25 protein-coding genes and 1 CRISPR repeat array are annotated in these 23,352 nt (G+C 49.2%); of the genes, 19 read left to right on the plus strand and 6 right to left on the minus strand.

Going from position 1 to position 23,352, the window contains the following annotated elements; translation table 11 throughout:
- The first annotated feature begins 585 nt into the window (after window positions 1-585).
- From cas3 to DESLBE_RS27190, 7 genes are all read left to right on the plus strand, one after another.
- Complete coding sequence (gene cas3, locus DESLBE_RS23190) at window positions 586-3,003, plus strand: CRISPR-associated helicase Cas3' (RefSeq protein WP_144678348.1); 2,418 nt, start codon at window positions 586-588, stop codon at window positions 3,001-3,003.
- Between the two features lie 22 nt (window positions 3,004-3,025).
- Complete coding sequence (cas4, locus tag DESLBE_RS23195) at window positions 3,026-3,535, plus strand: CRISPR-associated protein Cas4 (RefSeq protein ID WP_018212759.1); 510 nt, start codon at window positions 3,026-3,028, stop codon at window positions 3,533-3,535.
- Between the two features lie 69 nt (window positions 3,536-3,604).
- On the plus strand, window positions 3,605-4,600 hold the full coding sequence (cas1b, locus tag DESLBE_RS23200) for a type I-B CRISPR-associated endonuclease Cas1b (RefSeq protein ID WP_144678349.1): 996 nt from the start codon (window positions 3,605-3,607) through the stop codon (window positions 4,598-4,600).
- Between the two features lie 101 nt (window positions 4,601-4,701).
- A complete protein-coding gene (gene cas2 / locus DESLBE_RS23205; protein WP_005817554.1) occupies window positions 4,702-4,965 on the plus strand; it encodes a CRISPR-associated endonuclease Cas2 in 264 nt (87 codons plus the stop codon).
- A 144-nt stretch (window positions 4,966-5,109) separates the two neighbouring features.
- Window positions 5,110-6,139: direct repeats of the CRISPR family, unit length 30 nt; unit sequence GTTATTAGCTTACCTATAAGGGATTGAAAC.
- A 149-nt stretch (window positions 6,140-6,288) separates the two neighbouring features.
- Window positions 6,289-6,456 carry a hypothetical protein gene (locus tag DESLBE_RS26725; RefSeq protein WP_172625489.1) on the plus strand — a complete coding sequence of 56 codons (168 nt, stop codon included), beginning with the start codon at window positions 6,289-6,291 and terminating at the stop codon, window positions 6,454-6,456.
- The gene (locus DESLBE_RS26840) at window positions 6,434-6,736 is read left to right on the plus strand and encodes a hypothetical protein (protein ID WP_207706459.1); all 303 of its coding nucleotides are present in this window, start codon (window positions 6,434-6,436) and stop codon (window positions 6,734-6,736) included. The genes DESLBE_RS26725 and DESLBE_RS26840 overlap by 23 nt, the downstream gene beginning before the upstream one ends.
- A gap of 26 nt (window positions 6,737-6,762) precedes the next feature.
- Window positions 6,763-6,933: a hypothetical protein gene (locus DESLBE_RS27190; protein ID WP_243131370.1), complete on the plus strand. Its 171-nt coding sequence runs from the start codon at window positions 6,763-6,765 to the stop codon at window positions 6,931-6,933.
- A 34-nt stretch (window positions 6,934-6,967) separates the two neighbouring features.
- On the opposite strand, the gene DESLBE_RS23220 is transcribed toward DESLBE_RS27190, so the two are convergent.
- Window positions 6,968-7,186 carry a hypothetical protein gene (locus DESLBE_RS23220; RefSeq protein ID WP_144678350.1) on the minus strand — a complete coding sequence of 73 codons (219 nt, stop codon included), beginning with the start codon at window positions 7,184-7,186 and terminating at the stop codon, window positions 6,968-6,970.
- 133 nt (window positions 7,187-7,319) lie between these two features.
- On the opposite strand from DESLBE_RS23220, the gene DESLBE_RS23225 reads away from it, so the two are divergent.
- Window positions 7,320-7,538, plus strand: coding sequence for a helix-turn-helix transcriptional regulator (locus DESLBE_RS23225; protein ID WP_035214020.1), 219 nt, complete (start codon window positions 7,320-7,322; stop codon window positions 7,536-7,538).
- A gap of 88 nt (window positions 7,539-7,626) precedes the next feature.
- On the opposite strand, the gene DESLBE_RS23230 is transcribed toward DESLBE_RS23225, so the two are convergent.
- Window positions 7,627-8,469, minus strand: a complete 843-nt coding sequence (locus tag DESLBE_RS23230) for a DUF3102 domain-containing protein (protein ID WP_243131371.1) — start codon at window positions 8,467-8,469, stop codon at window positions 7,627-7,629.
- 352 nt (window positions 8,470-8,821) lie between these two features.
- Between DESLBE_RS23230 and DESLBE_RS23235 the strand changes: the two genes are divergently transcribed.
- The 6 genes from DESLBE_RS23235 (at window position 8,822) to DESLBE_RS23260 (ending at window position 12,703) form a co-directional block, all read left to right on the plus strand.
- A complete protein-coding gene (locus DESLBE_RS23235; protein WP_080632402.1) occupies window positions 8,822-10,108 on the plus strand; it encodes a transposase in 1,287 nt (428 codons plus the stop codon).
- 19 nt (window positions 10,109-10,127) lie between these two features.
- The gene (locus DESLBE_RS23240) at window positions 10,128-10,283 is read left to right on the plus strand and encodes a hypothetical protein (RefSeq protein WP_018214534.1); all 156 of its coding nucleotides are present in this window, start codon (window positions 10,128-10,130) and stop codon (window positions 10,281-10,283) included.
- Window positions 10,284-10,464: 181 nt separating this feature from the next.
- Entirely contained in the window at window positions 10,465-10,689 is a 225-nt protein-coding gene (locus tag DESLBE_RS23245; protein WP_005811933.1) for a DUF1659 domain-containing protein, read from the plus strand.
- 51 nt (window positions 10,690-10,740) lie between these two features.
- On the plus strand, window positions 10,741-10,980 hold the full coding sequence (locus tag DESLBE_RS23250; RefSeq protein ID WP_144678351.1) for a DUF2922 domain-containing protein: 240 nt from the start codon (window positions 10,741-10,743) through the stop codon (window positions 10,978-10,980).
- 371 nt (window positions 10,981-11,351) lie between these two features.
- Window positions 11,352-11,987 carry a cytochrome c3 family protein gene (locus tag DESLBE_RS23255; protein WP_144678352.1) on the plus strand — a complete coding sequence of 212 codons (636 nt, stop codon included), beginning with the start codon at window positions 11,352-11,354 and terminating at the stop codon, window positions 11,985-11,987.
- Between the two features lie 5 nt (window positions 11,988-11,992).
- Entirely contained in the window at window positions 11,993-12,703 is a 711-nt protein-coding gene (locus tag DESLBE_RS23260) for a cytochrome b/b6 domain-containing protein (protein WP_018212765.1), read from the plus strand.
- Window positions 12,704-12,994: 291 nt separating this feature from the next.
- On the opposite strand, the gene DESLBE_RS23265 is transcribed toward DESLBE_RS23260, so the two are convergent.
- Window positions 12,995-13,465: a MerR family transcriptional regulator gene (locus tag DESLBE_RS23265; RefSeq protein ID WP_018212767.1), complete on the minus strand. Its 471-nt coding sequence runs from the start codon at window positions 13,463-13,465 to the stop codon at window positions 12,995-12,997.
- Between the two features lie 129 nt (window positions 13,466-13,594).
- On the opposite strand from DESLBE_RS23265, the gene DESLBE_RS23270 reads away from it, so the two are divergent.
- Genes DESLBE_RS23270 through DESLBE_RS23280 form a run of 3 tightly spaced genes read left to right on the plus strand, consistent with a single transcriptional unit; the run spans window position 13,595 to window position 15,396 of the window.
- Window positions 13,595-14,011: a cupin domain-containing protein gene (locus tag DESLBE_RS23270; protein WP_018212768.1), complete on the plus strand. Its 417-nt coding sequence runs from the start codon at window positions 13,595-13,597 to the stop codon at window positions 14,009-14,011.
- Window positions 14,004-15,173 (plus strand): iron-containing alcohol dehydrogenase, encoded by a 1,170-nt coding sequence (locus DESLBE_RS23275; RefSeq protein ID WP_242830539.1) that lies wholly within the window; start codon window positions 14,004-14,006, stop codon window positions 15,171-15,173. The genes DESLBE_RS23270 and DESLBE_RS23275 overlap by 8 nt, the downstream gene beginning before the upstream one ends.
- 19 nt (window positions 15,174-15,192) lie before the next feature.
- On the plus strand, window positions 15,193-15,396 hold the full coding sequence (locus tag DESLBE_RS23280; protein ID WP_018212770.1) for a hypothetical protein: 204 nt from the start codon (window positions 15,193-15,195) through the stop codon (window positions 15,394-15,396).
- A gap of 143 nt (window positions 15,397-15,539) precedes the next feature.
- Here DESLBE_RS23280 and DESLBE_RS23285 read toward each other — a convergent pair whose 3' ends face one another.
- Complete coding sequence (locus DESLBE_RS23285) at window positions 15,540-17,027, minus strand: tetratricopeptide repeat protein (protein ID WP_144678353.1); 1,488 nt, start codon at window positions 17,025-17,027, stop codon at window positions 15,540-15,542.
- A 135-nt stretch (window positions 17,028-17,162) separates the two neighbouring features.
- On the opposite strand from DESLBE_RS23285, the gene DESLBE_RS23290 reads away from it, so the two are divergent.
- Window positions 17,163-17,777, plus strand: a complete 615-nt coding sequence (locus DESLBE_RS23290; RefSeq protein ID WP_035249509.1) for an RQC-minor-1 family DNA-binding protein — start codon at window positions 17,163-17,165, stop codon at window positions 17,775-17,777.
- A gap of 88 nt (window positions 17,778-17,865) precedes the next feature.
- On the opposite strand, the gene DESLBE_RS23295 is transcribed toward DESLBE_RS23290, so the two are convergent.
- Together DESLBE_RS23295 and DESLBE_RS23300 are read right to left on the minus strand one after the other, a co-directional pair.
- Window positions 17,866-18,180 (minus strand): helix-turn-helix transcriptional regulator, encoded by a 315-nt coding sequence (locus DESLBE_RS23295; protein WP_144678354.1) that lies wholly within the window; start codon window positions 18,178-18,180, stop codon window positions 17,866-17,868.
- Window positions 18,181-18,270: 90 nt separating this feature from the next.
- Window positions 18,271-20,196 (minus strand): NFACT RNA binding domain-containing protein, encoded by a 1,926-nt coding sequence (locus tag DESLBE_RS23300; protein WP_144678355.1) that lies wholly within the window; start codon window positions 20,194-20,196, stop codon window positions 18,271-18,273.
- A 194-nt stretch (window positions 20,197-20,390) separates the two neighbouring features.
- Here DESLBE_RS23300 and DESLBE_RS23305 point away from each other — a divergent pair, with 194 nt between their 5' ends.
- Window positions 20,391-23,132 carry a calcium-transporting P-type ATPase, PMR1-type gene (locus DESLBE_RS23305; protein WP_144678356.1) on the plus strand — a complete coding sequence of 914 codons (2,742 nt, stop codon included), beginning with the start codon at window positions 20,391-20,393 and terminating at the stop codon, window positions 23,130-23,132.
- The last annotated feature ends 220 nt before the right edge of the window (window positions 23,133-23,352 follow it).

Here is a 23,352-nt window from a genome sequence, read left to right on the forward strand (position 1 = left end):
ACTGATCGAAACTATAAATAGTCATATTCTCTTTCAAGATGTGGTATATAATAAAATCAAAGAAGAGCCATGCGCTAACATGGTTCCCTGCAACAGCCGCTTAAAGGGCGGACGGCTTTAAGTTAACACGGATAGACCGCATCACTTTTGCAGGATGAGCGGTCTATTTCCGTTTATCGGAGGTAAGTAATAAGGCGACTAATGTTCCAAAAGAGATCATTAGTGCTAAAGCCTCGTATACTTCCATGGTATCATCTCCTTCCGGAGGAAAAGCCGACCTCCCTGCAAACCTTTTCTGTTACAGAATAAAGTATTTACATACGAGCACTCGTTTGCGGGTGCTTTTTCCTATTTGGAGAGAAGTCCTAACCCGGCAAGGCTCGGTTCAACATTAAATAGTGCCGATAGCTTTTGGGATTCGCCTCAAAAGAAGATATTAAAAGATAAAAATATTAAAGGATTTTACAATTTATGGTCGAAATGCCTAAATAGAGAGATGTTTTTATATAATCCCTGTGATACCATACGGCGGTGAAAGATCCGGGAGCAGGACAATAAACCTGCTCAGTTCAAGGAGGCTTGAAGATGTCCCGATTGATTCCCTTTGCTCAATGTATTGCCCGGCCCGATGAGCAGGGCAGAACACATCTGTTGAAGGACCATTTGCTCGGGGTTAAGGAGGCAGTGGAACAACGGCTGAAAAGCGAATGCTGCCCCTACTGCCATGACCGTATATTCATCCGCTTGGCCGGATTGGCCGGGGTTTGCCATGATATGGCCAAGGCCCATAGAAGGTGGCAGAGTTACATCCGGGGACAGGACAAGGGGGGGCCGAACCATGCTCCAGAAGGTGCTTTTCTTTTTTCGTATTTGGGTTTTCATCTGCTGCAACAGGAAAGTAAATGGCCCTCATATGCTGTTTTCTGGCTATGGCTGACCCGGGATATAGCCGATCACCATGGGGCGTTGAAGCATCTCGATGAGAAGCATCGGATAGGAGCAGGGACTTGGGAAAAGATGGATTTGTCCGGTATCACCAAGTTCATAGAACAAATCTATCCTGAGCTTCGCCAGGTCCCCATAACGGCTGAGGCTTTGGACCAATGGATCGACCGGCTTTATGATGTGCTCCAAGAGGCATACGATGGTTTGAATTCAGGATATTCCCCCGATTACGGCAAGGCAATGGCTCAATTGACTTTTTGGCGGGAATTAACCACAGCCCTGATTGCCGGGGATCGGTTTCACGTTGCCCCTATGGAAAGGGTCGGATTTAGTCAGGAGGATCACATCCGGCATGACCGGGCACTGGATGAATTCTGCCGGAATAATGGGGAGCAGGTCATGGCAGACATCCGCAGCCAGGCGCAAAGGCAGATTCTCAACCAGCTGGCAAGGGACCCCCGGCGCAGAATCTATACCCTGGAGATGCCCACCGGCTACGGCAAGACCATCACGGCTCTGAAAATCGCCGCCTGGCTGGGACGGGAACAAGGCTATGAAAAAATCATCTATGTAGCCCCTTACCTGTCCATCCTGGAGCAGACCAGCGGTGTGATAGAAAAGGCTATGGGTGTCTCTGTCCTGGAGCATCACTCCTTGGCTGTGCTGGAAGAAAAGCCGAAGGGTGAAGACCGGGAAGAGGAAGAACAGTTTCATTCCGGTCAACTGATCATGGAGGCCTGGGCCAATCCTGTGATTTGCACCAGCTTTCAGCAGTGGTCCAAAGCCCTGTTTCCGGGCAAGGCTCAGGACACTCTGCGGCGGGCTTATCTCCACAATAGCGTGGTGATTATTGATGAACCCCAGATCTTTGCCCCTGAAAGCTGGAATGTTTTTCTGTGCGGTTTGGAGTCCGTCGCCCAATTATATAATCTGCGCATTTTCTTTTTGTCCGCTACTATGCCTCCTTTTGATTACGGCTTGTCGGAACAGCCGGGTTGCCTGGCTGTAAACCCTGTACAGCAAATTGAACGCTACCAGGTGGAGCAGAAAGGGGAGATGGATGAACAGGGAGTGGCCGACTACCTGCTGAAGGGAAGCGAACTCTTGGCAGCGGATGAAAGGGGCCTATCTCAGGCAGCCATTCTCAACACCATTGCCGATGCCTATCTGGTCTATAAACAATTGGCCGCCAAGGTAAAGCCGTCTCAGCTGAAGCTCCTGCACGGCATGATGATTCCGCTCCATAAACGGGTGGAAATCGAGAAAATCAAGCACTTTCAGGCGAAAAATAAGGGAGAACCTCAGTATGTGGTCTCCACACAGATTATCGAAGCGGGGGTTGATCTCAGCTTTGATCATATCATGCGGGCCTTGCCTATCCTTCCTTCCCTTATTCAGGCAGCAGGACGGGTCAACCGCAATGGTTCCGGGAGGCGGGGGATTTTGACTCTGATGAGCTTTTTAAGGGGAGGAGAGAAAAATACCCGCGGCTTCATTTACCCCTCTGCCCTGCAGAAGCTCACTGATGAACTTTTGCAGAAGCAGGATGTATGGCTGGAGTCGGAGCTGTTGGAGCTGATCAAGGAGTATTATAGGAGGATGTTCGCCCGCAACTCTTACGAGACGGGCAAGCAGGCGATTATTGATGCCTATGAAGGGAATTGGCCCTTGCTGGGACAACAGTTCAAACCCTTTGGGGAGGATTACTTTAAATTGCCGGTGTTTGTTCCCTGGCAGACCGAAGAAGAGGATCAAGCCTATTTTCCCCAGCGGTTTGTCGAGCTGCAGGAGCGGTTGGGACTTTATGGGGCGGAAGATATTTACGCTTGCTACGAAGACAGGGATTATTATTCCCGCCTGTCCTTCAAGGGCAGAAAAGAATTTATGATCCTGATGAATCATTATGTGGTCAATGTTCCGGCTAAGCTGGCTTTTTCCTTGGTGGGCAAAGAACTCTATCTAAAGAACAGGATACCTTGCTTGTGGAGCGGGAATGATTATGATCCGGTGGCAGGTCTGGCCAAAAGAGCTGTGGAAGGGTTTGACGCCATAATTTAAGCAGTGGGGAGGGAGAGAGTTTATGGAGCATCTGGAGTTTAATCTTACCGGGACCCATATCTGGTATTATTATTGCTGTCCCAGGGAGGTCTGGCTGATGCTCCGCCAGGTCAATCCGGATGAGGACGACCCTAATCTGGATTTGGGACGGTTCATCCATGAAATGAGTTATGCCAGAGACAAAAACAAGGAGATCTCCTTGGGCAATATCCGGCTGGATATCGTGCGTCAGGATAAAGAGGGCTTGGTCATTGGAGAAGTCAAGAAAAGCTCCAAATACGCCAAAAGTGCCCGGATGCAATTGGGATTTTATCTTTTGGAGCTGAAAGAGCGGGGCATCGAAGCCAAAGGGGAACTGTTTTTTCCCAAAGAGCGCAAGAAAGAAGAGGTGGCTCTGACAGAAGACATGGAGAAGGAACTGCTGGAAACCATGGAAAAGATCAGAGGGATCGCCCTTCTGGAAAGGCCTCCCCAGCCCCAAAAGATTCATTTCTGCAGAAATTGTGCCTATAAGGAATTTTGTTGGGCTTAGTGCGTGTGCATAGTGTGCTGCCAAGGCTTGAGTTAGCGCACCTGGCTTGACGAAAATGGAGGTGGACTTGTGAAAAAAACCTTATATATCTTCTCCAATGGTCAGCTCCGGCGGAAGGATGATACGATTTTCTTCGTCAATGAGGAGGGGGATCAAAAATACATCCCTGTGGAAGATACCTCCGAGTTGATGGTCTTTGGGGAGGTGGATATTAATAAACGATTCCTGGAGTTCTGCACGCAAAAGGAGATTATCATTCATTACTTTAATAATTATGGTTATTATAGCGGCACCTTTTATCCCAGGGAACACTATAATTCAGGGTATATGATACTGAAGCAGGCTGAAACTTACCTGAATGAGGAAAGAAGGCTGTTGCTGGCGCGGCAATTTGTGAACGGTGCTTTTTTAAATATCAGGCAGGTTCTCAAATATTATGCCAATCGGGGCAAGGAGGTGGGACCCCGGTTAACGGAAATAGAAAAACTGAGTGAAGGTATAGGAGCTGCCGGCACGATTCCTGAACTGATGGCTTTTGAAGGGAATATCAGGGAACATTATTATAAGGCCTTTGACGCAATTCATGGCCACCCGGAATTTGTGTTCGAGGGGCGCTCAAAGCGGCCTCCTAAAAATGCAATGAATACCTTGATCAGCTTTGGCAATTCCATTGTCTACTCCACAGTGTTGAGTGAAATTTATAAAACCCATCTGGACCCGCGCATCGGCTATCTTCATACCACTAATTTTCGCCGGTTTAGTTTGAATTTGGATGTGGCGGAAATCTTCAAACCGATTTTGGTGGATCGGGTGATTTTTACTCTGATTGGGAAAAAGATGATCAAAAAGAGTGATTTTAAAAAGGAGTCTGGGGGCTTGATGCTGAAGGAGAACGGACGGAGGGTTTTTGTTGAGGAGCTGGAAAACCGTTTGAAAACCACCATCAACCACCGGGATATAGGCACCCCGGTGTCTTATCGGCGCTTGCTCCGTCTTGAGCTGTACAAGCTGGAAAAGCATCTCATGGGTGAGAAAGATTACGAGCCTTTTGTCAGCCAGTGGTGAAGCGTTGAGAGCACACTATCGAAAAGAGGGTATGCAGCGGTTTTTGAAAGGGCTAGATAATAAATTTGGGGGAGAGAAAATTGGGAAGATGAGGTATAATTATGTTTGTGATCTTAGTCTATGATATGGGGGAAAAGCGGGTAGCCAAAGCACTGAAACGGTGCAGAAAGTACCTGAACTGGGTGCAGAATTCTGTCTTTGAGGGAGAGATTTCGGAAAGCAATCTGGCAAAGCTGAAGATGGAACTGGACAGGATTATAGTGCCTGAAGAAGATTCGGTTATTATTTATACACTGAGGACGACCCGCTATTCTGAGCGGGAGATCATGGGTTTGCGAAAAGGAGGCCAGAATTTAATCATATGAAATTGTCGTCGATGTACAGTAAGGTAAAAATTCCTGGAGATCGACGACAAGGAATGTAGCTTAGTAAGCGGTCTGCAGAGAATAATGAAATTTTTGAGACGGCTCAAGGGAGCTGTAGCTGTTGATTTTATGCGGGTAAAATGGGTTATTAGCTTACCTATAAGGGATTGAAACCTATCATTGATACAATAAAAAACTCCATTGGACTTTAGTTATTAGCTTACCTATAAGGGATTGAAACTCTATTTTTGGTTTCACCTCACTTAAAAATAGCCTGTTATTAGCTTACCTATAAGGGATTGAAACCCACAAAACATACTGCTCTGCGGATCCGCCGGCAGCCGTTATTAGCTTACCTATAAGGGATTGAAACAGGGCTGCATCAACATCCGGAATATGGCTCCACCCGGGTTATTAGCTTACCTATAAGGGATTGAAACCTCGAATGGCCCAGGCATGAGGATGATAAGCCCCAGGTTATTAGCTTACCTATAAGGGATTGAAACCCGCCAAACTTCGCGAGGAGCGCGGAGCCGATAAAAGTTATTAGCTTACCTATAAGGGATTGAAACACCCATGTCGCCGCTGTGGCTGTGGGGGCTATGGAGTGGTTATTAGCTTACCTATAAGGGATTGAAACACCAAGGATCCTGAACTCCGCTACGGCCAAAGCGGAGTTATTAGCTTACCTATAAGGGATTGAAACTTTCTTCGCCGTCCTCTATCATTATCTCAGCTTCTTGAGTTGTTAGCTTACCTATAAGGGATTGAAACATTAACTACGTCCCAGATTCCCTCCCGAAACGCTTCCGTTGTTAGCTTACCTATAAGGGATTGAAACTTAATAAGGAAAACCTGCCAAAGCTAATAACGGCCGTTGTTAGCTTACCTATAAGGGATTGAAACACGTCGCTCACAGCCGGATACGTTCCCGTTCTATTTGTTGTTAGCTTACCTATAAGGTATTGAAACACTGATAATCGTTAGATTTGGCATAGTATCACCTCGCTTGTTGTTAGCTTACCTATAAGGGATTGAAACTTAAAATAACTTGTGCTTGTTCCGCTGTAGCTCCATGTTGTTAGCTTACCTATAAGGGATTGAAACAAGCCATCCAAGGTAGAGCCATTTATAAATGCGGCTTGTTGTTAGCTTACCTATGAGGGATTGAAACTGCCGATTGAGGATTTCCAGGAGCCTTTCACCGCGGGTGTTTAATCTACCTTAATTTGGTTTACTGGCGGGCCATGAAACGGGCTGCTGACAACGCAACAGGCTGTATGCTCCCATAAGAGGGAGTATACAGCCTGTCTGTTGTGGGGGATGGGTGACAAATTGGAACGGGGGCACCCCAAAGGAGGCCAGCACTGCGCCGGTCAGCGCTTCTCTCAGAGTATAGGTGAGAGCTATGCCCGCCAGAATCCCTGTAAGGAGAACGAGCAGAAAGCGAGCGAAGAGCTGGACGATGATGTCGCGGCTTGTAAATCATAATGCCTTCATAACGGCGATGGCAGGCCGATCCTTGGCAATCAGCAGCTTCATCAGCAGCAGTGTAACCCATAGGGTCATGAACAGCGCCCCAAGAAATCCCCTGGCAGAGACGCTTCCGACGGAACGGAGAGTGGCCGAAGGTCTGGGCGACATAACCGTCGATATCGGCAATCTTGGCAAAGGGAAACTGTCCGGTGTAGTCTCTTACCTTGTCACGAATAGAACTGTTGGGAGTTATTGGAGGAGGAAGAAAAGAGTGAAACTGCGGCACGTTATTTAGCCTTTATAGCCAATAGGACGGAGGCCTTGAAGCAGCTTACAGAAGAATTGTTCCGCTACTCGGTTATCCTTGCTGTCCGGGATACGATGCAGCTGGAAATGATCAGCGTCAATGCGGTCTGGGTGGAAAGGGAAGTATTTTTATCAGGAAAAAAGACAGCTATTCGCACAATGCGGAGCTGGGAATCGGAAAATTGACCTTGCCCCTGCTCTCTGCTCCCTACTTTCGTTCTTACTCTTTTACCCTATCCGCGATGTAGGCAATGATGTCCTCCGGCGTTGGTTGCCCTCTCCTATGGGGGATAGATTTCCAAAATGCCTGTGCTTGTGGCTCGGGATTTGTCATAGCTTCCGCTATGGCAATTTCCATTTCACGGTATATTTCTTTTTTGCTGATTCCTTTTTGCTTGGCAAGTTTTTTCAACGCTCTTTTGGCTTTTGCAGTATCCATAGGGTTCTCTCCTTTTCACATGGTATGTGTAAGTAGTCTAACAAGACTTATTATATCTTATTTATCAATTCTACTTAGGACATACTATAGATGTCAATAGTGTGGATGTTTAATGGGTAAAGGAGGGCTTCCGATGGAATACGGAACAATAAGAATAAAGCTGAATGAACTGATTGAAAAAGAGGGTATCAGCAAAAACAAATTGAGCCACAGAGCGGAAATGCAGCGTTCCCAGATCAATAATTACTGCAATAACAGCATCAGCAGATTGGATATTGACGTGCTGGCCCGGATATGTACGGTGCTGAATTGTGAAATTGGCGATTTGTTGGAATTTGTACCACCAAAATAGACCAGAGCGCTGGACAAAGAACAGGGAAGATTGTCCCTATTCGGCAGTTGTGAAACCAACGTGAAAAAAGGGCTCACAGGGCTGAACCTCAGCCCTGCATTCTCCCCCGCATGGCTTTGAGCAAAAAGTCATTCAGCTTGCTCATATATCCGGCATGGACCTGAGCATCAAGATTGGCCAGCAGATCCAGCTCATAGGACAGTTCCTTGAAGGCTCTTTCCAGAGCTTCATATTTGAAGGCGACCTGGCTGGTGAACAGCTTGGCTTGGGCGGCGGCCAGGTCGTTGCGCACCCTTTGATAGCTCTTATAATTCATGTTTTCTTTGAGCTTTTTATTCTGAAGTGCGGCTTTCTCTATGTTCTCCTGCAAGGCCTGCTGAGTCTTGCGCAGATCCACCGCTTCCTGCTTCAGGCTGTCCCGCTCCTTGGCCAGCTCGGTGTTTTCCTCCTTGACTCCGTCCAGAGCTTGCCGGAGGGCCGTATTTTCCTGCTCGGCCTGTTCTTTTTCCTGTTGGATTTGTTTTTGTTTGTCCACGGCCTTCTTCAGCTCCCGGGTGCTCATGTTTTCGATATCCAGATCGAGGAGGAGCTGAGTCCGTTCTTCTTCCGGGACGCCCAGCAGGATCAGGGCCTGGGTATAGCTTAACTTGGACAGCGCCTGATCCTGTGCGGCGGAGTTAAGCAGGGAGGAGTGAGGGAGACCGTAAGCATCATAGAGGCGCATCAGCTTGGCGGCTCTGTTAGGGGAAAAGTCCACCGATTCCTCCAGCCACTGCAGCCACTCCCCATGAGGGAGCAAGGCCTTGGCCTCATGCAGACGCCTGCCGATCTCAATAAAATTATGCAGCACTAATTTTTCCGTCTGGTCCTTGATGCTGTTGATTTCCACGGCAATGATCAGGGAGGTGCGTTCCGGGACAGTAGAATTCATGGCTACACCGCTCCTTTCTTTTCCTTCTTTCACATCATATGAGCAGAGAGGGACCCCAATGACTGGCAGAAAAGGCAGGACCTGTCCGAAATAGGTACGCGCGTACCTATTTCGGACAGGTCCTTTGGCATTAAAGAACCGGTAGATAAGTTTGGGGGTACAGCTTAGCCTTGCACTATCAGAAAGTATAAGCTTGCGCACTATACTTTCTAAGCATAAGGGCAACCAGCGACTTCGCCTCCTTCGTAAGTATGCGTTTAAGGCACGGCGAAGCCGGGTTTTCTTTAACGTATCAGAAAGTATAAGTTTTTTGGGGATCCCCCTTTACTAGAGTATTTGGTAAAATGGAGTTATGGAAACAAACATATTGAGACGGATATTCTTCGATGAGAATAACCATTGGGATAGATTTGTAGAGAAATACGGGACACGAATAAGACCGATTGTGGTAAAAGAGGTCGAGAAGTTCCGTAACTGTGGTAACCCTAAAAATGGATTTAAGCTCTTAGTGTGTGAAGGCTGCCATGACATACGAATAGTACCGTACCGTTGTAAGGGGAGATTTTGCACAACGTGTAGCAGTGGAGAAACAGAGGAGTGGAGCCGAATGATGGCTGAAGACGTCATGCAGGTTAATCATCGACATGTCATCTTCACAATCGATGAAGGGCTAAGAGTGATCTTTCAAAAACACCGACACTTGCTAAAACCCTTAATGGATGAGGCGGTCAGGATAGTTCAAGAGTGGTTTAAGAAGAAGTGCAAATTGACCCCGGGTGTCATAGCCGGACTGCATACCTTTGGATCCCGAATGAACTTCAATCCCCATGTCCATATGCTCGTGACCATGGGTGGAATGAAGAAAGATGGAGAATGGAAAAGCTATGACTACATTCCATTTCCCTTGCTAAGAAAGCAATGGCAAACGGTGGTCTTAAAACTCATTCGAAGCCACTTAAACGAGGAGGAAAAGAAGAAAGTCCAGCAATTGCTACAGAAAGCCTATTCAGCCAATGGAGAAGGTTTCTATGTCTATGCCCCGAAACAAAGAGGGAATGTCAAGGTGCAACTAGGATATATAGGGCGTTATATTCGTCGGCCGGCAATAGCCCTGCATCGGATTGAAGAATATGACGGTGAGTATGTAACGTTTAAGTATCATGATAAAAATGAGGGGCAAGAGAAACGAGAAAAGCTCACAGTGGAAGAGTTTATCACGCGATTAATCGTGCACATACCGGATGAACAGTTCAAAACCATTCGTTATTATGGAGTCTATGCTCGTCGGATTAAATCACAATGTAAAACACTAGTGTCCGCATGGCAGAAAGAAGTGAGGAAATGGATTGTAAAAGTTAAAAAGACAATAGCACGCAGGAAATGGGAGCAACGGCTCAAGGAACAAACAGGAAAAGACCCCATGGTATGTCCCCATTGTCAGTGTTATTATGAATACAAGGGAGAAGTGTGCCTAAAAGCCGGACACTTAGAAATTAAGCATGCGAGATGTGAGACAAGCAGAGCATGCCTGGAAAGGATGATCGATCATTTCGCCGGTATCCAAAAAACGCAAACCAAGCAAAAAGAAGAAGCCTCAAAGTGTGGAGAATTCAGTCAACTACATTTGTTTGCAGTGTAATGGACAAGAGGAGATTGCATTGAAGGTGGTCAGGGAATTTGATGCTATGGATGATGGTGACCCAACGGTTCCTCCACAGTTTAGTTGTGAAAAATGTGGGGGAGAAATGTATCCAGAGTATTATAAGGGACTTCACGGTTACGACTATAAAATTTCAGATGTGAGAGAGCAATAAAAGGACCGAGGCCGCAGCCTCGGTTTTTCTTTATCACGCCTATCTTTGCCACAAGGCTGAGCCCATCAGTCTCCCGCCCCTCAGAAAAAATTGCCGCTCCGGGTAACCTCAGCTAAAGCAGGCCCATAGACTGTAGAGGCGGTCTAAACCCTATCAATCCCCGGAAAGGAGGCGGTATAGCATGGCGGTAACATCCACCCCTTTGAGCTCAGCTCTGGTCATCGTATACCAAGCCGGGCTCACCCCCTTGGGAGCTCCGGTAACCAGGCAGAAGAGCCTGAACGGTTTGCGGTTCGACGCTGATGAGCAGGCGATTTATAATGCGGCCCACGCCTTGTTCAGTTTATCCCAGTACTCGGTGCTGGATGTCCTGAACCGGAAAACCTTCGAGCTCCTTGAGGAGTAAGAAAAAGCTTAAAGAGTACGGGAAAAATCCAGGTGGGGAGGAGGTGAGACCATGGCGATCACAACCACTAAGGTGGTGAGATTAACCTTTACCACTACGGGAGGAAAGACGTTTTCCATAACCATCCCTAATCCCAAAGATGATTTGCAGCAGGTCGAAGCAGTGGCTGTTATGAATTCCCTGATTGAAAGTGATCTGTTTTTAACTGCCGGCGGTTCTCTGCTGGGGATCAGGGATATCAAGGTTATTGATACCCAAACCAATGACCTTTATGACCCGCCTCAGGTGTAAGGGGTCCTGCTTAGCGGAGCAGTCCCTATCTGCGGGACTGTTCCCATCCATGATCCTATCTGTCGGACTGCCGGTAAAATCTGTTGCCGGCAGTCTTGATCTGTCCCTGGCCGCGGGTCTGGGATGCCCTCCCCAGAAATTTAAACCATGACCAGAGGCCGTCCTTAGGGGCGGCTTTTCGTGCGCGGCAGGCAGTTCCGCTGCCTCGTTTAACGGGCAGGGAGTCAAAGAAGATGGCTTGGCGCCCTAAACAGCTTAAATAGCTGTCCGTGCATATTCATCGGGAATTCAAGGTAAACTAACGATGCTGTGGGCATAGACAGCCAAGGGGCTGCCCATGGAATCAGAATCCGGAAGACGAGGTAGGGACGATGAACAAGAAAAAGCGCTGGGCGTTTAAGGGAATTATTTTTACACTTTTCTTTAGTTTTTGGTTGTTTGCCAATGGGGCGGAGGTCCTTGCTCAACTCAACTGCAATCAATGCCATGCCGATGTAGCCAATGAGTTTAAAAGCTCTGTTCACAGCTCCCTGAGCTGTACAAGCTGTCACAGTGATGTGACCACCTACCCTCACCGGTCAAGCGCGAAGGTAGATAAGAAAAAAAGCGTTGCCATGTGCACTACCTGCCACACCGGGCGGGTAGCGGACAGTTATCAGCATAGTTTTCATGGCAAAGCCGTATTCCTGGGCAGCCAGCGCTCCGCCAGCTGTGTGGACTGCCACAGTGCTCATGAGGTTTTAAGCCAAGATAACCCTAATTCTCAAGTGGCCAAGGAGAATGTCCCTCAGACCTGTGCACAATGCCATGATAACCCTTCTCCGGGTTTTGCCCAAGGGACGGAGCATTTCGAGCTGTCGGCCATGGGTCCGGGAAAACCCATGTATTATACGGCCAAGTTCTTTGTGTGGCTGACCATGATTGCCATGACCTTATTGGTGATTCATATTGAATTGCAGTTGTACCGTGAGTTGCGAACCATACTGCAAAAGCGCAGGAGGAGTTGATCGGAATGGGTAAGGAGCAGGTTTATCAGCGTTTTGATATCCATCAGCGTATTCAGCATATTGGCATGTTTATCAGTTTTTTTGTCCTGACCATAACAGGATTGCCGATAAAATTTGAACAAAGCAGACTATCCCAGGGCGTTGTCTCCTTGTTTGGTGGTTTTGATAATCTTTTTTACGTCCACCTGCTGGGAGGGGTGCTCATGATCTTCGCCAGTGTCTACCATCTGATTTATCTGGTGGTGGTCCCCCTGGGAGGCAAAAAGAAATCCTGGGCCATCGTCCCCACATTCAAAGATTTTAAGGATCTGATCCAGAATCTCGGCTATTTCTTCGGATTCAAAAAGGAACCGGCGCGGTTTGACCGTTATTCTTATAAGGAAAAATTCGACTATTGGGCAGTGTTCTGGGGAATGGTGATTATGGCCGGTTCGGGCCTGATGATGTGGTATCCTCAGTTCTTCACCCTGTTTTTACCACGCTGGGTGATTGATTCATCCCGCTATGCTCATACCGATGAAGCTATTTTAGCGATCAGCGCGATTTTTATCTGGCATTTCTACAATGTCCATTTCAACAACAGATACTTCCCTATGAGCAAGGCCTGGTACGTGGGAAACCTGACCCGTGAGGAAATGGAAGAGGATCATCCCATTGAGCTGGAAAGAATCGAGAGAGAGCGAAATGTACTTAGCAAGGATAAATCTAAGGAGTGAACCTGATGTCCGAATCCAGATTTAAAAACAGCATCACCTTAATTGTTATTGAGATGATTGTCTATGCTGCGGCCCTGGTCGCCCTTCTTAACTGGGGGTTCCATTCCGCTGTTTAGGGAAGCCGGCAGGGAAGAATGGAACAGGTAAGTGAATAAGGCTTAAATTCAAATGAGCAAGTCCCTGATGATGACTCCCCGCTATCCAAAGTGGCGGGTATCATCATCAAGGGCTTGCTCTTTCTCAGCTTAAGGTGAGCAGAGCTTTAGCGGGAAAGGCCGTAAAAGGTAGGTCTTAGAGGCGCTTATGACCGCTGTTGTTCAGGCAGCCGGAACGCTGATAGGCCAGGATATCCGCCGGGATTTCCTCCGGCGGCAAATTTTTCGGCACCTCCTCGGTTCCGCCGGCCAGGGCCGTGTCATAATACCAGCATTTGAAGCGGAGGGTGTTCAGGGTTTTTTGCAGTTCCTCCATTTGCTTGGTGACGACCTCAAGACGCTCATAAAATAGATTTCTTCTTTTTTGCAGAGAACTGTTGCCCTCCTGGCACCAATCCAGAAACAGCTTGATTTCCCTGATCGATAATCCGGAAGTTTTTAAACACTCAATGATGCCAAGGGTTTCGATCTCTGTATCGGTGAATTTCCGGGTCCCGCCGTGGCTGCGGTCCAAATTTGGGAACAAGCCTTCACGGTCATAATAACGCAGGGTGGAGATGGCAATACCGGCAATGTTCGCCACTTCCCCGATGGAATACTGCTGCATGATCGAACCTCCCGAAATTTTTTTTGAAATCTGACTTGATCTGAACCTGACTTTAGGTTCTATCATAGACAGTAGAGAATCCATTGACTTCTGTCAAGCTTCATGGAACAGGAAAGAAGGAGAATTTGTATGCCAAATAAGGAAATTTTCCCAAAGGGCAGTCAGGCTGCCGCAAATTTCACCGGCACAGCGTTTGTCAACATGCTCGTGCCTGATGTAAGCGGCACTTATAACTGCCAGGTGTATGACGTAATATTTGAGCCCGGCTGCCGGAATGACTGGCACACTCATCCCGGAGGACAGATCCTGCTTTGCACCGACGGAATCGGGTACTATCAGGAAAAAGGCCAGCCGGCCCGGCGGCTGCAAGGGGGCGATGTGGTGGAAATTCCGCCCCAGGTGGAGCATTGGCATGGGGCAGCACCGGATCGTTCATTCACCCATATCGGCATCAGCCCCAACACCCAAAAGGGCGGAGCAACCTGGCTTTTGCCGGTGACGGATGAAGAATACAAACAAGCAACAGGAGGAAATAACCATGTTTAATATGTATGTACCTACCCGTTTTGTCTTTGGCAGCGGCCGCCTGAAGGAGCTGCATCAGCAAAAAATGCCCGGTAAAAAAGCGCTGATTGCTATTTCCAACGGCAAGTCTGTCCGGGAAAACGGCGCCCTGGACCGCACACAGGAGCAGCTTCGCCTCGCCGGAGTGGCAACGGCTGTGTTCGACAAAATCGGGGCCAACCCCACCAAGACCGCCGTGATGGAGGGGGCACAATCTGCCCGTGACCACGGCTGTGATTTTATCGTGGCTTTGGGTGGGGGCAGTGTCATGGATGCCGCCAAAGCCATAGCCATGATGGCGACCAACGACGGCGATCTGTGGGACTATGTGGGAGGCAAAACAGGCAAAGGGCTGGCCCTCCGCCATGAGCCCCTGCCCCTGGTCTGCATTACGACCACGGCCGGAACCGGCAGCGAGGCGGACCAATGGGGCGTTGTGACCAACGAAGAGACCAATGAAAAGATCGGTGTCGGCGGCTATGATTCCAGCTTCCCGGTTTTGTCGATCATTGACCCTGAACTTATGGTATCCGTGCCTCCCCAGTTTACCGCTTACCAAGGATTTGACGCCCTGTTCCACGCCACCGAGGGCTATATTTCCAAATTTGCCAGCCCTATGAGCGATATGTATGCCCTGACGGCCATTGAGAACGTGGGCAACTATCTGGTCCGTGCGGTCAAGGACGGCAGGGACATGGAGGCCCGGGAAGGCATGGCCTTTGCCAATACCCTCTCCGGTGTGGTGATGACCGTCAGCGTGACAACGGCGGAACATTCTTTGGAGCACGCCATGTCCGCCTATCACCCCGAGCTTCCCCACGGTGCGGGACTGATTATGATTTCCCGGGCCTTTTATGAATTCTTTATCGAAAAACACGCTTGTGATCAGCGCTTTGTCCGTATGGCCCAGGCCTTGGGCAGGAAGGATGCCGCCAGGCCGGAAGATTTTATCACTATGCTGGTTAAGCTTCAGGAAGACTGCGGTGTGGCAGACCTGAAAATGAGCGATTACGGCATGACCCCCGATGAGTTTGACAAGCTGGCAGCCAATGCCCGTGAGACCATGGGCGGGCTGTTCGCAGCGAATCCCTATGAAATGACTCATGAGGACTGCGTGGAGGTTTACAGAAAATCATACCGCTGACAGCGCCGGCGGTGGCGTTTTGAACTGGTCCTTTATCCAGGCCGGCATGTGCGATGAGCTGAGTGTTCTGATCGCTGCCGCCGCTGATGGTTCCTCGGAGACTCCTACTTTATTTGAGACACGGGGCGGCCTGGCTGCAGATATCCCCGTCGGTTTCACCTTAAAAAGCGCCCAAGTCAAAGAAGGGGGAAGTGTGTGGCTGCGCTACACCGTGAATAAGTAAAATGAATGGAAAAAGCCTGCAGGCTCCATGTTTTGGATTCTGCAGGCTTTTGTGATGTGCCACGCATGGTGATTAACCGGATGATAAAAGTCGACATACTCGCAGTTTTTGAGTTGGAATGTAAACTATCATTGCAGTTGGCTTTATGTGATACTTTTTAATTTTTCAGCCAGCCAAGTCAACGCGTTAGGGGTGTTTTTCCACACTGTACAGGCATCTGTCGCGTAAATAACGGCTTCCTCTATACTCCCAGGGGAATAGTAGGCAGGCTGAGACCAGGGCAGATGTTTTGAGCCTAACAGGTATGGGGGCACATGAGGATTGGAGAGAAGGGCTTCTTTTAGTGATGCCTCAGCTTTGCGATGCTTTAACCTACGGAAGGACAAGAGGGCTTCGCTGTATAACATAAAGCAAGATGACTCAGGGTATGTTGACAGGAGTTTTTCCGCTTCCCCGTCCAGCCCCTCAGCCAGCAGGCAGTTGATCAGGATATAGCGAATTCCCTGATTATCGTTTGGATTTAAACGAAGCAGTTCTTTATAGCTCTCAATGGCTTCCTGCCGGAGTCCGTTTTTCCAGAGACATTCGGACAATCCGGCTAAAGCTCTCATATAAGGTCGGGTTTCAAGATATCCCCAGAAATGGCCTGCCTGCTCTTGAAAAAAAGAATCTCCCAAGGCCATGCGGCCAGCTGCTACTCCCTTTGTGTATAATTCCCGGCGCTCCTCAAGTAATTCGCATTTTTCAGCCAGCAGATTATAAGCATCTGCGCAATAGGGTGAGACGCGCAGGGCTTTGCGAGCCAGGGCAAGGCATTTTTGTCTGTTCGGCTCTTCCCAGGCACCATAAATTAATTCTTGGGCGTGACTGAGTTTTTCCTCAGAGAAGGGGGGATAATCGGGAGTTGCTTTTTTGCTTTTCCGAGTTCGCTTTTCCAGCTGCTTGTCTTTTGGAACCTGATTTAGCGGGATAGGAGAGGGGGCTTTGGGATCAGCGGCGGGGAAGAAGTTAACAAAATCAGAATAAACAGGAGTAGTTCTTGGATGACTTTGGTAAGTCAAACCTGCCTTCCAGTTGGAGAATTTATTGTCCCGGTGAGAAGAATTGATGAGATATTGATATACTCTGAAGCGTAGTTTGTTGAGGCCTTCCAGGCTGTAATCAACTGTTTCCCTCATAAAGAAACACAAGTCGTTTTCAATATCCCTGATGACTCTGACTCCTGAAGCAAATCCGCTGGGAGGGTGCAAGGGCCTGACATTCAAGGCCTCTAAACCCGATAAAAGCTCCTCGCTGGCAATCATTTGGGGGATAAAGAGAGAGTCCGGCATACCCCAGATGAACTTTTCCTCTCCCTTAGGTTCACTCCAGGCGTAGTGCAGGAAATCGGCAAGAGGAATCAGTCTTTTCGTAGTGGCAATTTGGAAGGTGAAAGTACCGCTGAAGTGATCCCGTAAAACATAATAGACCAGGTGCTCCTTTCGTGATTTATGGCAGCTTTTAATATTCACCCCCAAGGGTTTTTTCTGGTATGTTACATAACCGTCTTTGTCAAAATATAAATGCTGGGAAACGGAAACCAGCAGTTGATGCAGTTGGTTGGAATATTCGGTGATGATGGAATAGCTCAAAGCATCAGCTCCTTATGTTGATAGCCTTTTGATTTTATTATAGCAATGTTTTAACTCAGAATGTTAAACTATTAACACAGTACTTCAAGTTCTTCCGTTTTTTGCGATACTTTTAGAGGTGAGGTGGGTGCAGCGATGAGCAGTAAAAAACCAAGAGTAAGATATGAGCTGAACAGCGGTGATGTAAGCTATTTAACTGATGAAGAAATCAGATCAATACTCCGTGCAGCTGATGAACTCGTTGCTATAGGAGGCAGAAGCATGTTGGCCAAAATTCTCAAAGGCTCCAAAGATAAAAAGGTACGGGAGCATGGACTGGACCAATGTCCTGCCTACGGATACTATCAGGAGCTAACCTTGTCGGAAATAACAAACCGTATTGATTGGCTGATCAAGAAAGATTACCTGAAAATCGAATACAGGGATAGGCTTCCCGTACTTGTCTTCTCCGAAAAAGGCTGGGAAATAGAACGGGAAACCTATGCCGAGGAATTGCTGCAACAACTTATCCAGCTGCTGGAAGGAAAAGATTATAGTTTTGTTCAGGACTTGAAGGATAGAAACAGAGGAATGATCCTGCTGTTGCTTGAAAAAATCAGACGAACGGGCAATGCACGATTTATACCGCTCCTTAAAGCCTGGAAGGAGATTGAATACAAAAAGGTGCAGACTGAAATTCAAAAGGTCATTGATTACTTGCTGAAAGAAGAACACTACGCTAAAGGATGTGGTGATTGCAGCCGAGAATGAGATATCAAGCGGTGTATAGACGATGGAAATGATGAGAAATGAAAGCCTGCAGGCTCCATACTTTTGGATTCTGCAGGCTTTCGCGTTCTTAGTCGTTATTGTTGAAATGTTTCATGGTGCTTATCACAATTTGACGCTGTTCCTGAGTAAGCGTCCCCCATAACAGCAGGAGCTCTTTCTGGTCTGGCGTGAGCACCACGGCCTCGCCTTCATCAGCAAAGAACTGTGCCATTGTAATGCCAAACGCCCGGCATATTGCCTCTATTGTGGGGTATGTCGGAGCGTTATTTCTTTTGAACAAATGAGAGATTGTGGATTGTGGTAGGTTGGCTTCTTTGGCCAGCTTATATTCCGACCAGCCCTTTGTATCCATCAATTGCTTGATGCGTTCTTGTATGTCCATACATTTACCACCCTTCATACGGCAAGCAAAGCAAAATGACGCCGGAACTCTGCTCCGGCGTTATCTTTTATAGTAGGCCATGAATGGCCGTCAAGGCATTTCCTCTCCCTCGCTGGCCAGCAAACGCTCCACAATCTCCTCTTGGGGAGTCAGATAGAGGGTCCAGTTCTTCTCATAGATAACCATGCCCGGCTTGGCGGCATTAGGTTTTTTAATGTTCTTCACATGAGTATAATCCACCGGAACCAAAGTGGAGCCCTTAGCCTGACTGAAATGGATAGCCAGGGCAGCCGCTTCTTCCAAAGTGGCGTCATCGGGGAACTCCTCACCCTCTTCCAGGGGAATCAGCACATGGGAGCCGGGAATGTTCTTGGTGTGGAGCCAGAGGTCCTGGGGACGGCCCTTTTTCAGGGTCAGCCAATCATTCTGACGATTGTTTTTGCCCACCAGAATGGGGCGGTTTTGACTGGAAACGTAGATTTTGGGCTGGGGGGATTCTGCTTTAGAACCCTGTTTAGGGCCCTGCTTAGCTCCTTTGGCACCCTTGCCGCTCTGCCCCTGCTTACCCTGTTTATGAGGTTTGCCGTTCTGTTTGTTTTGCCCCGGATTTTTTCCTTCCCCTGCCAAGGGCTTGCCATGGTGTTTGCCGGACAAATAGTTTTCCTCAATCAGTTCCTTATGAACCTCATCCAGCTCAGCGGGTACAGTGGCTTGCTCCAGGCTTAAAAGAACGGAATTAAGATAAGTGATTTCCTCCTCCACAGCGTCTTTAAGAGGCGTTGTTTTCTGAATGGTGGCTTTGGCCTTATTGTAAAGCCGGTAATAGCGTTGGGAGTTTTCGATACCCGTAAGCTGGGGATCCAGGGGAATCGTTACTTGGGGCAGGGATTCCTCATTATAATCCTCCGCCACAATCTCCTTCATCCCCAGCTCAAGACGGTAGAGGTTGGCTGTAAGCAGCTCTCCCCAGCGCTGATAGTTTAGTCCTTTGGCGGCCGTGGCCAGGGTATCCTCATAGATGCCTTTTTTCTTGTTCAGATGCTGGAGCTGCTCCTGAATGATTTTGCGCAGGGAACCCCGTTTGGCCTCCAGGGTGTTGCTGGAGGCTTTGCTCTGATAAAAACTCTCCACGGCTTCAGCCAGGGTGGCGAAGCTCTGGGCAGGAAGGCCTTGGTACTGTTGGAAGGGCAGAAGGGTAAAGGCAGTGGGAAGAGGGGTGGGGCGGGTGAGTTTAATCGCTCCCTGATAATAGAGGGTGGGCACCAAAGGAGGAGTATGAGCTGGATTGGCTAAAAGGGTGTAAGCCTGGAAAATCCGGGAGAGGTCAATATCCCCGCACTGATCCAGGGTGATCGTCTGGGCCAATCCGGACCGGGTCATGATTTCCCGGGCCAGCTCCGGGCTGATTCCCGCGTAGTGCCTGACCAGCAAATCGACAACTTTTTCGCTGAGTCCATTCCGGAAGAGGATGGTGCGCCACTCTTCCTCAAGTTCCAGAGGATCGGCCTTTCCTTGAGAAGGAGGGGCAAGGTAAAGGCGTCCGGGCAGCACCTCACGATGACGGCTTAAAGCATGGGAGTAGCGCTTTAATCCGTCGAGGATCAGGCCGCTTTGGGGATCCACTAAAATAAGATTGCTGTGCTTGCCCATAATCTCCAGATAAAGATGAAGGGTGGCCAAATCCCCATACTCGTTATAGTTTTGCACGGTGAGCAGGACGATCCGTTCCAACCCTAACTGCTCCAGGGCCAGGATCTTGCCTCCCTCGATGTGTTTGCGCAGGATCATGCAGAACATGGGAGGGGAAGCGGGATTCTTCTTGCTTGTTTGGGAAAGATGCAGCCGTGCCGCGGTGGCAGAGATATTGAGCAGGAGCCGGTAGGACTGGCCCTGGCTGCGCAGCTGGAGATGGATTTCCTCTTTCTCCGGCTGGGTGATTTTATCAATGCGGGCCCCCGCCAGTTGGGGGGCTAATTCCTGAACCAAATGATGCAGGGTAATGCCGTCTAAGGCCATATGTAATCTCCTCTCTGAGTTGGAAGGTTTCACTCAAACCGCTAAGGGAGCCATGCTCGGCATCCCCTAAGCTTCCGGGCAACAAAATGCGGATTGTCCATAGTATAACACAAATCTTGGGTATTTTTCCTGCTCCTCCTGAATAAGCATGTACAAAAAGGTTGGACAACAGTCCAAAGGAGGACGATAGAGAAATGAGGCAGCAAGCATGGCATGTTTTGCCCTGGCTGGATGTGGTTAAGGCTTTGGAGGTGCATCCCGGCAAAGGGTTAAACCTGAAGGAGGTTAACCGGCGGCTGGGCGAAGTGGGGAGAAACATTCTGGAGACCAAAAAAGGGGTTCATCCTGTCTTTCTCTTTCTCGGACAATTCAAGGATTTTATGGTCTTGGTGCTTTTGGCTGCGACCATCGTTTCCGCACTCTTAGGAGAAATCGCCGATGCCGTAACGATTATGGCCATCCTGGTCCTGAATGCAGTCCTGGGCTTTATCCAGGAATTCCGGGCGGAACGCTCTATTGAATCCTTAAAATCCTTAACGGCCCCGGAAGCCCGGGTCTTGCGGGATGGGCTGGAAAGCAGAATTCCCGCGGCGGACCTTGTTCCGGGAGATATCGTTCTTCTGGAGGCCGGGGATCGGATTCCTGCCGACATCCGCTGGATTCAGGCCGTGAATGTGGAAGTGGAGGAATCCGCTTTGACCGGAGAATCCCACCCGGTGGCCAAGCGGTTGGCTCCTTTGACTGATGAACTGACCCCCATGGCCGATCGGGTGAATATGGGGTATATGGGCACCGCTTTGGTCAGCGGCCGGGGAGCCGGCGTGGTAGTGGCTACAGGTATGGAGACGGAAATGGGCGTCATTGCCGGTATGATCCAGAGTGTGGAAGAGGAAGAGACTCCTCTGCAGAAGCGCCTGGCCCAATTGGGCAAATATTTGGTCATTATCAGTATTATCGTCTGCGCTATTGTGGTTCTGACCGGGGTTCTGCGGGGGGAAGGTTTCTATAAGATGTTCCTGGCCGGAGTCTCCCTGGCTGTAGCGGCCATTCCGGAGGGGCTGCCGGCTATTGTCACCGTGGCTCTGGCCATCGGGGTGCAAAGAATGGTGAAGCGCAAAGCCATCATCCGCAAGCTCCCCGCTGTGGAGACCCTGGGTTGTGCCACAGTCATCTGTTCCGATAAAACCGGGACCCTGACTCAAAATGAAATGACCGTACGCCAAATCTATACGGATCGCAAAATGGTTGCCGTAACCGGACAGGGCTATGATCCTAAAGGGGACTTCCATGGGGCGGATCCCACCAAGGAAAAAGGCCCCTTACAGTCCGCCCTGAAAATTGCTTCCCTGTGCAATAATTCCTCCCTGAACCGCAAGGGGGTGCAGGTGGCGGGGATGTTCCGGGCTGCGGGCAAGGATTCCCCCTGGGGAATCGAAGGAGACCCTACGGAAGGGGCCCTGCTGGTTGCCGCCGCTAAGGCGGGAATCTGGCGGGAAACCCTGGAGCGCAAGGAAGAGCGGGTTGGGGAAATTCCCTTTGACTCGGATCGCAAGCGCATGAGCGTGATCTATAAGGGCAAACGGGAAAAGAAGGCCTATGTCAAGGGCGCTCCTGATGAGATCCTGAGGCGCTGCCGCCATGAGCTGACTTCCGAAGGCATTGTGGAATTGAATGAGCTGAGAAGAAGAGCTATTCTGAGGGCCAATGATGAGATGGCTAAAAAAGCTTTAAGGGTCCTGGCCTTAGCCGAGAAACCCTTGCAGGAAAACGAGCGGATTGACGAACGGGTAGAGGAAGATTTGACTTTCGTAGGGCTTATGGGGATGATTGACCCGCCCCGGGCCAGCGCGGCCAAAGCGATTAAAGTGTGCCGAAGGGCCGGCATCAAGCCGGTCATGATCACAGGGGATCACCGCCTTACAGCAGAGGCTGTGGCCCGGGAACTGGGAATTCTCAAAGGCCATGGCGATGGCATACTGACCGGCTCCGATCTGGACCGGATGTCCGATGAAGCGCTGGAAAAGGAAGTCATGAATATATCCGTCTACGCCCGGGTTACACCCAAGGATAAACTTAGGATCGTCCGTGCCCTCAAGAAGAACGATCAAGTGGTGGCCATGACCGGGGACGGAGTCAATGATGCTCCCGCCGTCAAAGAGGCGGATATCGGGATCGCCATGGGCAAGACGGGGACCGACGTCACCAAAGAAGCCTCGGCCATGGTCCTGGCCGATGATAATTTCGCCACTATTGTGGCCGCCGTGGAAGAGGGCCGGGCCATCTACGATAATATCCGCAAGTTTATCCGTTACCTGCTCTCCTGCAATATCGGGGAAGTTCTGGTCATGTTCCTGGCCGCTTTGGTAGGGTTGCCCTTGCCCTTGCTGGCTATCCAGATTCTCTGGGTTAACCTGGTGACCGATGGTTTGCCGGCCATGGCTTTAGGTGTGGACGGCATGGATAAAGATATTATGAACCGCAAGCCCCGGGAACCCGGAGAGAGTATCTTTGCCCGGGGGTTGGCCCGGAAGATCATGGTTCGCGGTCTGATCATTGGTTTAGGCTCCCTGCTGGTCTTTGTGATTGCCCTGTTCTTAGGAGTGAATATGCTGGCGGCCCGGACCATGGCCTTTACCACCCTGGTATTCTCCCAGCTCTTCCATGTTTTCGATTGCAAATCGGAAACCCGGGGCATTTTCGAAGTGGGAATCTTCTCCAATCCTTATCTGGTAGCGGCAGTGATCGGCTCTACCCTGATGCAGCTCAGTGTCATTTACCTCCCGCCTCTCCAGGCCATTTTTAAAACCACACCTTTAATGGGCTGGCAATGGGCATTGATCTTAGCGGTAGCCGGCGGTCCTTCCATTTTGATTGGCTTATATCGTTTAGTACGCAATACCTGGCGGGGCAAAGAAATCATGGTGGGTGGAAAATAGGCAACAGTTTTCTGAGGAGATCATCCCTTTAAGCATCTGACAAACAACTAACATGATAACAGAACAAACGGTGCTCAAAAACATTGGCTTGACCAGTTTTGAGCACCGTTTGTTATTTTTTTCAACAACTTCAGTACATACTTTTTTCAGATAGAACATGTCGGTAAGCTGTTGGCCATACTTCAATAATAGGGATGGTCATGGTTTTTTTTATAAAAAG

This window comes from Desulfitobacterium sp. LBE (genome assembly GCF_007830365.1).
In the GTDB taxonomy this organism is placed as follows: Bacteria; Bacillota; Desulfitobacteriia; order Desulfitobacteriales; family Desulfitobacteriaceae; genus Desulfitobacterium; species Desulfitobacterium hafniense.